Below are 11,841 nucleotides of genomic sequence, written 5' to 3'. Positions count from 1 at the left end.
ACCGTCGCACAAGGACATCCGGAACGGACCCACCAGGACCTTTCGGACCCTGCCCGCCCGACAGAAAGCCGTAAAGGAGCAACCTTGGCGTACTCGCACCGGAACCGCCCCAGGGCGCGCACCGGACCATCCACGGTTCCGATCCCCCACCCCGCCGCACGTGGCACGCTGTTCGCCGGCGCCCTGGCGACCGCGCTCACCGCGGCCCTCCTGTACGCACCCCAGGCCGCCGCCACACCCGTCACGGACGAGCGGAACACCTGTGAGACCGACCCGGAGGCGCCGCCCAAGCGACAGATGCGCGCCGAGTGGATCGCCGGTGTGGAGAACATCGACTGGCCCTCCGAGCAGGGTCTGAGCGCGCAGGAGCAGCAGTCCGAACTGGCCGAGCTCTACGACGGCGCCGTCGACAACGGGCTCAACGCGGTGTTCGTCCAGATCAGACCGACCGCCGACGCCTTCTGGCCCTCGCCCCACGAACCGTGGTCGGAGTGGCTGACCGGCGAGCAGGGCGGGGACCCCGGGTACGACCCGTTGGAGTACGCCGTCGAGGAGGCGCACGCCCGCAACCTGGAGTTCCACGCCTGGTACAACCCCTATCGCATCGCCATGCACGACGATCCCTCGCGTCTGGTCGAGGCCCACCCGGCCCGGCAGAACCCCGACTGGGTGTTCGACTACGACGGCAAGCTCTACTACGACCCCGGCATCCCCGAGGCCCGAGAGTTCGTCATCGAGGCGATGATGCACTCGGTCGAGAACTACGACCTGGACGGCGTGCACTTCGACGACTACTTCTACCCCTATCCGGTGGAGGGCGTGGAGCTTCCCGACGCGGACACCTTCGCCGAGCACGGCGGGGAGTTCGACGACATCGAGGACTGGCGACGGGACAACGTCGACACGATGGTCCGGGAGATGAGCGAGGCGGTCGACGCCGCCAAGCCGCACGTGAAGTTCGGTATCAGCCCGTTCGGGATCTGGCGGAACTCCTCGACCGACCCCGAAGGCTCCGACACCAGCGGTTTCGAGTCCTACGACGGGCAGTACGCCGACAGCCGCACGTGGGTCACCGAGGGGTGGCTCGACTACATCAACCCGCAGATCTACTGGGAGATCGGGCTCCCCGTGGCCGACTACGCGGTCCTAGTTCCCTGGTGGGAGGAGGTCGCCGCGGGCACCGACACGCACCTGTACATCGGGCAGGCCGCGTACAAGGTCGGCAACGCGGGCGCCTGGGAGGACCCGAACGAACTCTCCTCCCACTTGGACTTCAACCGCGACCACCCGGGGGTGCACGGCGACGTGTACTTCAGCGCGACCTCCCTGCGCACCAACGCAGAGGAGGCCACGGAGATCCTGGTCGCCGACCACTACTCCAGCCCGGCGCTGATCCCGGTCAAGGACGACCTGGGCGGCGCCGCACCCGAGGCGCCGGAGGCGGACGTGAGCGGCGACGGCACGTTGGAGATCGCCCCGGGAGCGGATGAGGCCCCCGCCTACTACGCGGTGTACGCCTTCGACGGGGAACCCGACCCGGACGAGGCCCGCTGCGGTATCGAGGACCCGCGCACCATGCTGGGAACGGTCCGCGCCGACGAGTACGGCGCGGCGACCTTCGACGTGTCCGAGGGGTCGGACACGACGTACTACGTGACCGCGCTGGACCGGCTGCACCACGAGAGCCCGGCGAGCGCACCGGTCCGTCTGCCCTGACCAGGGTCCGCCCCGGTGTGCCGACCGGAGCGGAGGGAAGAGCGCATGAGGGGCCCGGCGTGACGCCGGGCCCCTCATGCGCGTGTCGGGCCGTGCCGGCGCCTCGGCCGCTCACCGCTCCGGCGCATGTGCAGCAGCGGGAACGGACGCCCCTCCCCGTCGAGCGGGGAACGGCCGGTCACCGTGAACCCCCGACTCTCGTAGAAGCCGCGGGCCGCGGGGTTCTGTTCGTTGACGTCGAGTTCCAGGACCGGATGGTGGGCGGCGACGTGGTCCAGCAACAGGGTCCCCACCCCATGACCTCGGGCACGGTCGGCGACGAAGAGCATCGCCACATGGTGGCCCTCCATGCCCACGAACCCCAGGGGATGCCCTTCGGTGTCCTCTGCGACGTGGACCTCCAACCGGGCGAGCAGGCGCTCGCGAACCTGCTCCCGGTAGTGGGCGACGTCCTCGGGGGCGAGGAAGTCGTGCGTGGCCACCACCGCGCCGTGCCACACCTCGGTGAGGGCCTCGAACTCCACCGGGCCCTGGGTGGGCCGCACCCGCACGGCGGCCGGCCGGAACGCGTCGTTGTGCATCGGACCAGCTTAGGGCGGCCCCGAGAGGTCACGCGAGAGGTTTTTCGGCACCCCTTCCGAAGAAGCGGCAGTACTGTCATGATTTTCCGATGACCTCCCCCACACTCGGCACCAACCTGAGACGGCTCGTCTCCTCTCTGGACGGCGCGGTCGACCGCGCTTACGAGGCCGACGGACTCCCCTTCCGCGCCGCGTTCACTCCGGTGACCCGGGCGCTCCTGCGACACCTGTCCCTGTCCATCGGCGACCTCGCACGGGAGACCGGTATGACCCGGTCGGCCACCAGCCAGACCGTCGCCCAGATGCGCCGGCTCGAACTGCTCGCCCCGGCCGCGAGCCCGGACGGGCGGGAACGGCGCGTGCGACTCGGCCCGCTCTGCCTGGAACTGCTGCCCGCCATCGAACGCCGTTGGCGGCACACCGCGGCGGCCGCCCGACGGCTGGACCTGGACCTGGACACCGACCTGAACGCCACCGTCACCGCCGCCCTCGCCGTTCTGGAACGGCGCCCCTTCCTGCCGCGAGAGGACACCGGGACCTCGGGCCCCGCGGGGTTCGACATCGACGCGGCGGTGATGGAGGTGGCCGACCTGGTCGAGGAGCACTACGTGCATCCGACGGAGGCACGACGGGCCGCCACCGAGCTCCGTGCCCTGTCCCTCCCCGGAGCGGATTCCCTCGGCGGTGTGGCGGTCGCCCTCACCGAGGTCCTGCGCCCGCACGACGGTCATTTCCGTGTGCTGCCCACCTCCGAAGTCCGACGCCGCACCCGCACCTCCCGCCCCCCAAAGGACGGTGCGGGGTTCACCGTGACCGCCGGGGCCGACGGTGTGGCCGTGGTCGACGTCGCCGAGTTCGCGGACCTGGACCCCGACACCGAGGCGGGGCGCGGGTCCGCCGCCACCGCGCGGGAGCGACTGCGCGTGCTGGCCGACGCCGACGCCGTCGTGTTCGACCTGCGCGGCACCCCCGGAGGCGCGCCGAGCATGGTGGAGTTCCTCATCGACCACCTCATGCCCGCCACCCCCGTCGAGGTGGTCGCCTTCCGCACCCGCGAGGGCCGGGTGCGGCGGTCGTGGACCCCGGCCGACCCGGACCACACCCGTCGGCCGGACCTGCCCGTGTACGTCCTGGTGGACGCCGGCACGGCCTCGGCGGCGGAGAGCTTCGCCCTGGCCCTGCGGACCCTGGGGCGCGCCACCCTGGTCGGGCACCGCACCGCCGGCGCGGCCAACCCGGGCGACTACTTCGCCACCGCGTCCGGGCTCAGTGTGTTCGTCTCCACCGGAGCCCCCTCCGACCCGCGCACCGGGGCGACCTGGGAGGGTACGGGCCTGGCCCCCGACCTGACCTGCCATGCGCCCCTGGCCATGGAGCACGCCCTCACCGCGCTCCGATCACACCGATGAGGCCCGGACCGCCCACGCCCTCGTGTGGGTGGCCACCACGGGCGCACGACCCCTCCGGGGCGGACGGGGCGGACGACGAGGGCTGCGGCGAGGGGCCCGGCGGTCACCGACCCCCAACCCCGGTGGTCCCGACCTCCACGCGGCGCACGTCCCCGGGCGACTGCCACACTCAAGGCGTGAGAGCAGCGGAAGCACACGTCACCGTCCGCGACCGGCCCGAGGTCCGGTTGTTCTGCGCGTCGTTCGGCCCCTCCGCGGGCATCCCCCTGCTGGTCGTGCACGGTGGTCCGGACTGGGACCACACGTACCTGCGCCGGCCGCTGGACCGGCTGGGGCGTCCGGTGCACCTTCCCGACCTGCGTGGCTGCGGGCGTTCGACCCGTGGCCTGGGGCCGGACGGATACTCCTTCGCGGCCGCCGCCGAGGACCTGCTGCTCCTGGCGGACCGGCGCGGCTGGGACCGCTTCGACCTGGTGGGGTTCTCCACCGGAGGACAGCTCGCCCAGCGCATCCTGTTGTCGGCCCCCGACCGCGTACGCCGCACCGTGGTGGCGTCGAGCACCTTGTGGCCGGTCACCGACGCCGACTTCGGCCCGTGGCCCGAACGGGAGGCCCACCGCGCCGCCGAGGCCCGGGTGTGGTCGGGGTCCGGGGCGACCGGGGCGGAACTCGTGCGGGAGGCCGCGGTGGCGGGGGCGCCCGCCAACGTGCACCGACGGGAGCGGATCCCCGCCTACCTGGAGCTGTTGTCGGGGGTCCGGTGGTCGGCGCAGTGGTCGCACGTGTGGCGGAGTGGGCGCTTGGACTCGCCCCGACCGGAGAACGGCCCAGAACGGCTCCGCCTCCTGGGGGCGCCCCTGCTCTTCCTGCACGGGCGCGCGGACATGATCTTCCCCGCGTCCTTCGCCGAACGCGCGGCGGCGCTGCTGCCCGGTGCCCGGGCGGTCGTGTTGGAGGGCGCCGGACACATGGCGCACGTCGACCGACCCCAGGCGTGGCTGAGCGCGGTGGACGCCTTCCTCTCCGCACCTTGAGCGTGGCCGGACCCGCGCCCAGGCCAGGATCGTCGAGCGCGACGACGCCCCGGACCCGTGCGGATCCGGGGCGTCCAGGGGTGGTCCGTCACTCGGCTGCGGCCGGAATGACGCTGCCCTCGTAGGTCTCCTCGATGAAGCGGACCGCTTCGGGGGAGGTCAGCAGTTCGGCCAGCTCCGCGACGCGGGGGTCGTCGGCGTTGTCGGAGCGCGAGGCGAGGACGTTCACGTACGGGTTCCCCTCGACCTCCTCCAGCAGGATCGAGTCCTCCGCGAAGTCCAGCCCGGCCTCCTGGGCGTAGTTGTTGTTGACGATCGCGGCGTCGACGTCGTCCAGCGAACGGGGCAACTGGGCCGCCTCGACCTCGCGGAACTCCAGGTCGCGCGGGTTCTCCTCGATGTCGGAGAGGCTGAAGGTCGCCTCGTCGATGCCCTCGGCGAGGGTGATGAGTCCGCCCTCCTCCAGCAGCAGGAGCGCCCGGAACTCGTTGGTGGGGTCGTTGGGCAGCGCGACCTCGGCACCCTCGGCCAGGTCGGCGACATCGTCCACGGACTTGGAGTACAGACCCAGCGGCGGCAGGTAGATCTGCTCGACGGCGACGAGGTCGGTGCCGTTGCCCTCGTTGTACTCCAGCAGGAACGGCTCGTGCTGATAGAGGTTGGCGTCGAGCTGCCCCTCGGCGAGCGCGGCGTTGGGCGCGATGTAGTCGGAGTACTCGTGGATCTCCAGGGAGAGCCCGGCCTCCGGGGCGAGCTCGGTCTCGATGAACCGGAGGATGTCGCCGGCGGGGACGGCGGTGGCGCCCACGACCAGGGGCTCCTCGCCCTCGGCCGCCTCGGTGTTGTTCTCCGAGGGGGCGCCACAGGCGGCCACCGCCAACAGGGCCAGGGCGGCGGGGACGGCGAAGACGGCGCGGCGCATGGGAGTCCTTCGGGTGTGACGTGTACGGGCGGAGCCGGGAATAGATGTCCCGGATTTCCTATTTTCCCGATATTAAATGCGCCTTAACCGGAGGGTCCAGCGTCCGTGACCAAGCGCACATGCTCTGACCAGCCCGAAGGGAGGCTCGACACGGAAAGGGTCCCATGCCGGCCGTGGAGGCGTCACCCCGGGTCCGGCTCGTCGTCCTGACCCGCTCCGAGGGCCGGGGGCGGTCCCGGACCGAGCACCGGATCGGCCCTGGTCCGCACGGAGTCGGCCACTCCGAGTTGGGGCTCCAGAGGGGTGGTGTGACCCGGAGTGACCATGGGCGCCCTCCCACCCCACGGTCACCGAGCGCCCCTTACCGCCTACTTACCCGGAGTGAGCACACTTTGCGATGACAGCACAGGGGCGGGGGAAGCGCACTCCCCCGGGGACGGAACGATGACGATGCTCTCTGACGTGTTCGAGTGGTTCAAGGGGTTGTTCGGCGACACCGCCGGCGACCTGGTGGACGGGATGAGCGGGGCCGCCGACCAGGCCGGTGCCGCGGTGGAGGGTCTGGGCGAAGGGGCTGTCGGTGAGTTCGCCCAGGACAGTGGGTTGGACACCCTGGCCCAGGAGGCCCAGGAGGGCGCTCTCGGCGAGGTGACCGAGACCGCGCAGGGGTTCCAGGACCAGGCCGAGACACTGGGCGGGGTCGTGGAGGACCCGATGGGCACCGCCGCGGACGGGATCCGCGGTCAGATCACCGACGAAAGCTGATCCCCCGAAGACGGAGCGCCCCGGCCGGTTCCTCACCGGCCGGGGCGCCGCGTTCAGGAGCTGTGCGTCCTCACCGCTCGCCGAATGAGTTCGGAGTGCAGGTAGATATCGTCGAGCGAACCGAGCAGATGCCTCGTCTCCCGCTTGTCGTCATCGAAAGTCCCCAAATACTTGCGTCGCCGACCATTGAAGTGCAGTCGCGCGATGGGCTTGCGGTTGTTGTCATCCAAAAGAACCGCGAAGTAGGACTTGGAATCGCGATGAGCGACTCTATGCGGCTTGACCTCACTACACGCGATGGCCTTGACGATGCGATATCCCTCGAGCTCCTCCAGAGTGGTGGTGATGCCGTCGTCGGGAACGTTCTCCTCCTCCACGACCTCCTCGTCGGGTTCGTCATCGATCTCGGTGGCGACGAAGCTCGTGTTGAGCGCCGTCTTGAGCCGACTGTTCACCTGGTCGTTGAGGAACTGGGTGGCCGCTTCACGGACGAACGGGGTGAACTGCTCCCGGACCCGGCGCGTGAACTGACCGTTGTACACCCTGGTGGTGAAGAACCTGATCCACTCGTCCTCGGGTTCGCTGAACTGGGTGGCGAAGGCCCGCTTGAGCTCCCCGACGTACTTGAGCTTCTCGGCGGCGTTGATCACGGAGTCGAGGTCGAACGCGTCCTTGGCGAGCTTGCGCAACTCCGGCAGAAGCGACTCGTCGATGTCGTTGAGGTCCAGCACCAGGAAGGGTGTGGAGTCCATCCGGTTGGGGGCCTCCAGGTCGGTGTAGAACCGGTAGACCACACCGTTGGTCAGGACCGCGATCCGAGCGTTGGTGACCGCGAAGTAGCGGTACAGCTGCGAGGCGCTCTCCACCGTGAGCTCGCCCCTGGATTTCTTGCACTCGATGATGATCCGCACCTCACCGTCGTGCTTGACGGCGTAGTCGACCTTCTCGCCCTTCTTCACCCCCACGTCCGCGGTGAACTCCGGGACAACCTCACGGGGGTCGAAGACGTCATAACCGAGGACCGTCGAAATGAACGGCATCACGAAGGCGTTCTTCGTGGCCTCCTCCGTTTCGATCAGCGCCTGCTGCTGTCGAACCTTCGCCGCAACCGCGGCCACGCGTTCGTCGAACTCCATATCGCCTCCCAGCTCTTCAGCTCCGGGAACACTAGCAACGGAAAAGGAGCAACAGAGCTCGAGGAAACGCATTCGTTATGCATTCCTCAATAGGCGCGGTTCGTTCCTTTCCCATGCTCAAAAATGGATTTTCCACGCGCGCCGACAGGCGAGAAACCGGCACGGCCGAGGGTGGAATGGGAGGTTCCGTACCGGTATGCGCTCGCTGTGGACGATGGCATCCGTGACTCGATCCGGTACTGTCGGGGTGCCGGGCATGCTCCTTTCACGGGCTTTCGGACACAGAGAACACGACCGGGCCGGCGCGACTTCCGATCACTGCGTACGGTCCCGTCGAACGGGTCTGGGTGCACGCGCGCCCTCGCCCCCGAGAATCCCCCGAAGCCCTCACCGCTCGCCGCGTGCCCGCACCCCGGGCCTCGGTCAGTGGCCGGGCAGGGCACCACCGTTGACCCCGATCACCTGGCCGGTGGTCCAGCCCGCCTCGGGTGAGGCGAGGAAGCCCACCGCCGCGGCGATGTCGTCGGGGGTACCGGCGCGGCCGACCATGGTCTCGGCGGCGAGACGGTCGTGGCGGGCGGAACGCCCCTCCTTGGTGAAGAACTCGGTCTCCTGGACGTAGCCGGGCGTCAGGGTGTTGACGGTGATGCCGTCAGGCCCACCGCGTCGCGCCAGGTCCAGACCCCAGCCGCAGAGACCGGCCTTGGCCGCGGCGTAGGCGTCACCACCGCCCCGGTGGGCGGCGATGGAGCTGATGTTCACGACCCGGCCACCCGGTCGGCGCAGGTGCGGCCAGAGCGCCTGGGTGAGCATCATCGCCGACAGGAGGTTGGCGTCGATGGTGCGGCGGTAGATGTCGAAGGTGCCCTTGAGGTCGACGGGGGTCTCCTTGAGAATGCCTCCCGCGTTGTTGACCAGCACGTCGACGGGCTCGACGGAGAGCCGTTCGACCGCCGCCAGCACGGCGTCCTCGTCGGTGAGGTCCACCGACAGGGGAACGATCCGAAGCGCGGGGTGATCCGCGACGACCCGCTCCAGGTTCTCCGCGCGGCGGCCCAGGATGTGCACCTCGTCGCCCTCGCGGGCGAACCGTTCCGCGATGGCCCGACCCATACCGCTGCCGCCGCCGGTGACGATGACTCTGCGCATGTTCTGCTTCCCTTGTGGGTGTGTCCGATGGGTGCGGGCGTAGGAAACCACACCCGGATCGGCCCCGCCAGGCACTCACGGAGAGTCGCGACCTCCGACACCCGGCGCGCACGAGCGACTTTCCGAGCCCCATGTGCGTAGCATTCTCATCACCCGCCGTGACATGAGGCCACCGACCAGGCAGGGAGCCACGATGAAGTCGCCCGTCCGCCCACACCAACTGGTCCTGCGCCTGGCAACCGGCGCCTCGATCCTCAACTCCGGCCTGGACAAGCGCGGGGCCGACGAGGACACCGCCGTGGGCCTGCACGGCATGGCGGTCGGCACCTACCCCTTCCTGGACAAGATGGATCCGGTCACCTTCACGCGCCTGCTGTCGGCCGGAGAGATCGCCTTGGGCGCCGCCCTCCTCATCCCGTTCGTCCCGAACAAGGTGGCGGGGGCAGGCCTGAGCGCGTTCGCCGGCGGTCTGGTCGGGCTGTACCTGCGCACCCCCGGCATGCACAAACCCCGCAGCCTGGCCCCGACCCCCGAGGGCATCGGCCTGTCCAAGGACCTGTGGCTGCTCGGCGCGGGACTGTCCCTCATGATCGAGGGGTGCGACCACGAGAGGTGACCGCCTCGGGACGGGCCCCGGGACGAGGACCACTCGTTCCGGGGCCCGTCGACGTGTGGCGTGCGCGCACCGGCCGACCCGCCGGCCTCCACCCCCCGGTGCCTCGACGCCCCTGCCGAGAGGACCCCATGAACAGAACCACCGTGCGACCGATCGTCGCCCCCGCCTCCCCGCAGGGCCTTCGGCAACACCCTTCCTCGTCCTCGGGCCCACGTGACCCTACGGACCCATCACCGAGAACCCTCCGCCGAGGCGGGCCGGGCGGCCTCACGCCGCCACGTCCGGGCGCCGATCGGTGCCGTCGCCCTGCCCTCAGGAGCGTTCTCCCATGTCGTCCTCGCCCGCGCCGGACCACGGCGCACCCTTCCCCGATGGTCCGAACCGACTCGGACCCGACGTCGTCCGCCTGTGGCGGTCCTCGGCCGTCACCGACCTGGGGATGGTGTCCTGCTCGCGGCGGGCCCTCTGCTGGTCGCCTCCCTCACCGGATCGGCCGTCGTGGTGGCCGGCGCGAGCGCCGCCCAACGCCTGCCCGCGCCGCTGTTCTCGTCGGGGGCTTCTGGTGCCGTTCCGGATCGCGGCGGTGTGCGTAGACGGTCTGACGGTGCTGGTGTGGCGACCCCTGGACGCCGCGGGCCGGGCCTGAGCCCGCGCCGGTCGGACGAACGGACCGGGCACGCCCCGGAAGCTCCGTGTGCCCGACCGGCGACTCCACGTTATTACTGAACAGTCATCAATCGGGCATTCACCTGGTGCTATTCGAGTACGCGCTGATCGCCGAAAAACACGTTCGTCACATGGTGTTTACATATCACTATTGGATGGTTAACGTTCTGGAAAGCGCTCGGGATCGACCCCCGACAACGGCGGGACGACCCGGACGCACACCTCGCACCCCTATCCGAACCGAGTGTTCCATCCCCTGACTGGGAGCGCTCCCAGTCGCTTCATCCCGCCCATCCCCCCTTCCCACCTTCGCATTCACCCAGTTCAGGCGCCTGCATTCCCGGATCACCCCGGCGCCGTCCGCGACCCGCCGCGTCGTCGACACGACGCTCCGATCGCTCCTTGGTGAATGCGTCCCGCTCACCCTGAGGAAGAATAGAAATGACAAAAGACCCTCGCGTGAAAATGACACCCCGCGTCCGCGGCGCACTGGCCGCGACCACCGGAATGGGACTGGTGCTCTCCGGCCTCACCGCACTCTCCTCTCCCGCACTGGCCGATCCCGCCTCCACCACCGACGAGGCCTCGGCCGCCGCACGCGTCGCGAATCCGTACGTGGGCGCCGACGTCTACGTGAACCCCATCTGGTCGGCCAACGCGGCCGCCGAACCCGGCGGCGCGGCCATCGCCGACCAACCCACCGGTGTGTGGATGGACCGCATCGGCGCCATCGAGGGCAACGACAGCCCCACCACGGGCGACATGGGCCTCCGTGACCACCTGGACGAGGCGGTGGAGCAGGCCGGTGGCGAACCGCTGGTGTTCCAACTCGTCGTCTACAACCTGCCCGGCCGCGACTGCGCCGCCCTGGCGTCCAACGGTGAGCTGGGGCCGGACGAGATCGACCGATACGAGTCCGAGTACATCGACCCGATCGCGGACATCCTCGCCGACTACGAGGACACCTCCTTACGTGTGGTGACCACGATCGAGATCGACTCCCTGCCCAACCTGATCACCAACATCTCGCCCAGGGAGACCGCCACCCCCGAGTGCGACGAGATGCTCGCCAACGGCAACTACGTCGACGGGGTGGGCTACGCCCTGGGACGGTTGGGGGCCATCGAGAACGTCTACAACTACGTGGACGCCGGGCACCACGGCTGGATCGGCTGGGAGGACAACTTCGGTCCCTCGGCCCGGCTGTTCCTTGAGGCCGCCAACGCCAACGGGGCCTCCCCCGACGACGTGCACGGGTTCATCTCCAACACGGCCAACTACTCGGCGCTGAGGGAGGACCACTTCTCCATCACCGACCAGGTCAACGGCACCAGTGTGCGCCAGTCGCAGTGGGTCGACTGGAACCATTACGTCGACGAACTCTCCTTCACCCAGGCCCTGCGTACGGAGCTGGTCTCCCTCGGGTTCGACTCCGACCTCGGCATGCTCATCGACACCTCCCGTAACGGCTGGGGCGGTTCCGACCGGCCCACCGGCCCGGGCCCACAGAGCGACGTCGACGCCTACGTCGACGGTGGCCGCTACGACCAGCGCATCCAGTCCGGCAACTGGTGCAACCAGTCCGGCGCGGGCCTGGGCGAACGGCCCACCGCGGCACCCGAGCCCGGCATCCACGCCTACGTGTGGATGAAGCCGCCGGGTGAGTCCGACGGCTCCAGCGAGGAGATCCCCAACGACGAGGGCAAGGGGTTCGACCGGATGTGCGACCCGACCTATGAGGGCAACCCCCGCAATGGTCACAACATGAGCGGGGCCCTGCCGAACGCCCCGATCTCCGGCCACTGGTTCTCCGAGCAGTTCCAGGAACTGCTCGGAGAACCAGTGGC

Annotated in this window: 11 protein-coding genes; 6 read left to right on the top strand and 5 right to left on the bottom strand. The window is 69.7% G+C overall.

What is annotated here, in order from left to right; genetic code table 11:
* Nucleotides 1–84 precede the first annotated feature (84 nt).
* Nucleotides 85–1,716 (top strand): glycoside hydrolase family 10 protein, encoded by a 1,632-nt coding sequence (locus DSY14_RS05465; protein WP_211715351.1) that lies wholly within the window; start codon nucleotides 85–87, stop codon nucleotides 1,714–1,716.
* Between the two features lie 74 nt (nucleotides 1,717–1,790).
* Here the strand turns inward: DSY14_RS05465 and DSY14_RS05460 are convergent, their stop codons facing one another.
* Nucleotides 1,791–2,297: a GNAT family N-acetyltransferase gene (locus tag DSY14_RS05460; RefSeq protein ID WP_211715350.1), complete on the bottom strand. Its 507-nt coding sequence runs from the start codon at nucleotides 2,295–2,297 to the stop codon at nucleotides 1,791–1,793.
* A gap of 89 nt (nucleotides 2,298–2,386) precedes the next feature.
* Here DSY14_RS05460 and DSY14_RS05455 point away from each other — a divergent pair, with 89 nt between their 5' ends.
* Both DSY14_RS05455 and DSY14_RS05450 read left to right on the top strand, forming a co-directional pair.
* Nucleotides 2,387–3,706: a S41 family peptidase gene (locus DSY14_RS05455; protein WP_211715349.1), complete on the top strand. Its 1,320-nt coding sequence runs from the start codon at nucleotides 2,387–2,389 to the stop codon at nucleotides 3,704–3,706.
* Nucleotides 3,707–3,882: 176 nt separating this feature from the next.
* Entirely contained in the window at nucleotides 3,883–4,740 is an 858-nt protein-coding gene (locus tag DSY14_RS05450) for an alpha/beta hydrolase (RefSeq protein WP_307851133.1), read from the top strand.
* A gap of 88 nt (nucleotides 4,741–4,828) precedes the next feature.
* On the opposite strand, the gene DSY14_RS05445 is transcribed toward DSY14_RS05450, so the two are convergent.
* Both DSY14_RS05445 and DSY14_RS05440 read right to left on the bottom strand, forming a co-directional pair.
* Nucleotides 4,829–5,662, bottom strand: coding sequence for a MetQ/NlpA family ABC transporter substrate-binding protein (locus DSY14_RS05445; RefSeq protein ID WP_211715347.1), 834 nt, complete (start codon nucleotides 5,660–5,662; stop codon nucleotides 4,829–4,831).
* 182 nt (nucleotides 5,663–5,844) lie between these two features.
* Entirely contained in the window at nucleotides 5,845–5,988 is a 144-nt protein-coding gene (locus DSY14_RS05440) for a hypothetical protein (RefSeq protein ID WP_211715346.1), read from the bottom strand.
* Between the two features lie 118 nt (nucleotides 5,989–6,106).
* Here DSY14_RS05440 and DSY14_RS05435 point away from each other — a divergent pair, with 118 nt between their 5' ends.
* The gene (locus DSY14_RS05435) at nucleotides 6,107–6,427 is read left to right on the top strand and encodes a hypothetical protein (RefSeq protein WP_249187364.1); all 321 of its coding nucleotides are present in this window, start codon (nucleotides 6,107–6,109) and stop codon (nucleotides 6,425–6,427) included.
* 53 nt (nucleotides 6,428–6,480) lie between these two features.
* On the opposite strand, the gene DSY14_RS05430 is transcribed toward DSY14_RS05435, so the two are convergent.
* Both DSY14_RS05430 and DSY14_RS05425 read right to left on the bottom strand, forming a co-directional pair.
* Nucleotides 6,481–7,563, bottom strand: coding sequence for a type I restriction endonuclease (locus DSY14_RS05430; RefSeq protein WP_211715345.1), 1,083 nt, complete (start codon nucleotides 7,561–7,563; stop codon nucleotides 6,481–6,483).
* Nucleotides 7,564–7,986: 423 nt separating this feature from the next.
* A complete protein-coding gene (locus DSY14_RS05425) occupies nucleotides 7,987–8,712 on the bottom strand; it encodes an SDR family NAD(P)-dependent oxidoreductase (protein WP_211715344.1) in 726 nt (241 codons plus the stop codon).
* 193 nt (nucleotides 8,713–8,905) lie between these two features.
* On the opposite strand from DSY14_RS05425, the gene DSY14_RS05420 reads away from it, so the two are divergent.
* Together DSY14_RS05420 and DSY14_RS05415 are read left to right on the top strand one after the other, a co-directional pair.
* Nucleotides 8,906–9,328 carry a hypothetical protein gene (locus DSY14_RS05420; protein ID WP_211715343.1) on the top strand — a complete coding sequence of 141 codons (423 nt, stop codon included), beginning with the start codon at nucleotides 8,906–8,908 and terminating at the stop codon, nucleotides 9,326–9,328.
* Between the two features lie 1,131 nt (nucleotides 9,329–10,459).
* A partial coding sequence (locus tag DSY14_RS05415; RefSeq protein WP_211715394.1) for a glycoside hydrolase family 6 protein occupies nucleotides 10,460–11,841 on the top strand: 1,382 nt, incomplete at its 3' end.

It is taken from the genome of Nocardiopsis sp. MG754419 (genome assembly GCF_018207095.1).
Lineage (GTDB): Bacteria > Actinomycetota > Actinomycetes > Streptosporangiales > Streptosporangiaceae > Nocardiopsis.
The sequence above is the reverse complement of the archived record's forward strand: the minus strand, read 5'-3'. Positions and strand labels throughout refer to the sequence as shown.

Excerpts from the sequence above, each read along its gene's own strand:
- DSY14_RS05460 (WP_211715350.1), bottom strand. The coding sequence starts at position 2,297 with ATGCACAACGACGCGTTCCGGCCGGCCGCCGTGCGGGTGCGGCCCACC.
- DSY14_RS05455 (WP_211715349.1), top strand. The coding sequence starts at position 2,387 with ATGACCTCCCCCACACTCGGCACCAACCTGAGACGGCTCGTCTCCTCT.
- DSY14_RS05445 (WP_211715347.1), bottom strand. The coding sequence starts at position 5,662 with ATGCGCCGCGCCGTCTTCGCCGTCCCCGCCGCCCTGGCCCTGTTGGCG.
- DSY14_RS05440 (WP_211715346.1), bottom strand. The coding sequence starts at position 5,988 with ATGGTCACTCCGGGTCACACCACCCCTCTGGAGCCCCAACTCGGAGTG.
- DSY14_RS05435 (WP_249187364.1), top strand. The coding sequence starts at position 6,107 with ATGACGATGCTCTCTGACGTGTTCGAGTGGTTCAAGGGGTTGTTCGGC.
- DSY14_RS05430 (WP_211715345.1), bottom strand. The coding sequence starts at position 7,563 with ATGGAGTTCGACGAACGCGTGGCCGCGGTTGCGGCGAAGGTTCGACAG.
- DSY14_RS05425 (WP_211715344.1), bottom strand. The coding sequence starts at position 8,712 with ATGCGCAGAGTCATCGTCACCGGCGGCGGCAGCGGTATGGGTCGGGCC.
- DSY14_RS05420 (WP_211715343.1), top strand. The coding sequence starts at position 8,906 with ATGAAGTCGCCCGTCCGCCCACACCAACTGGTCCTGCGCCTGGCAACC.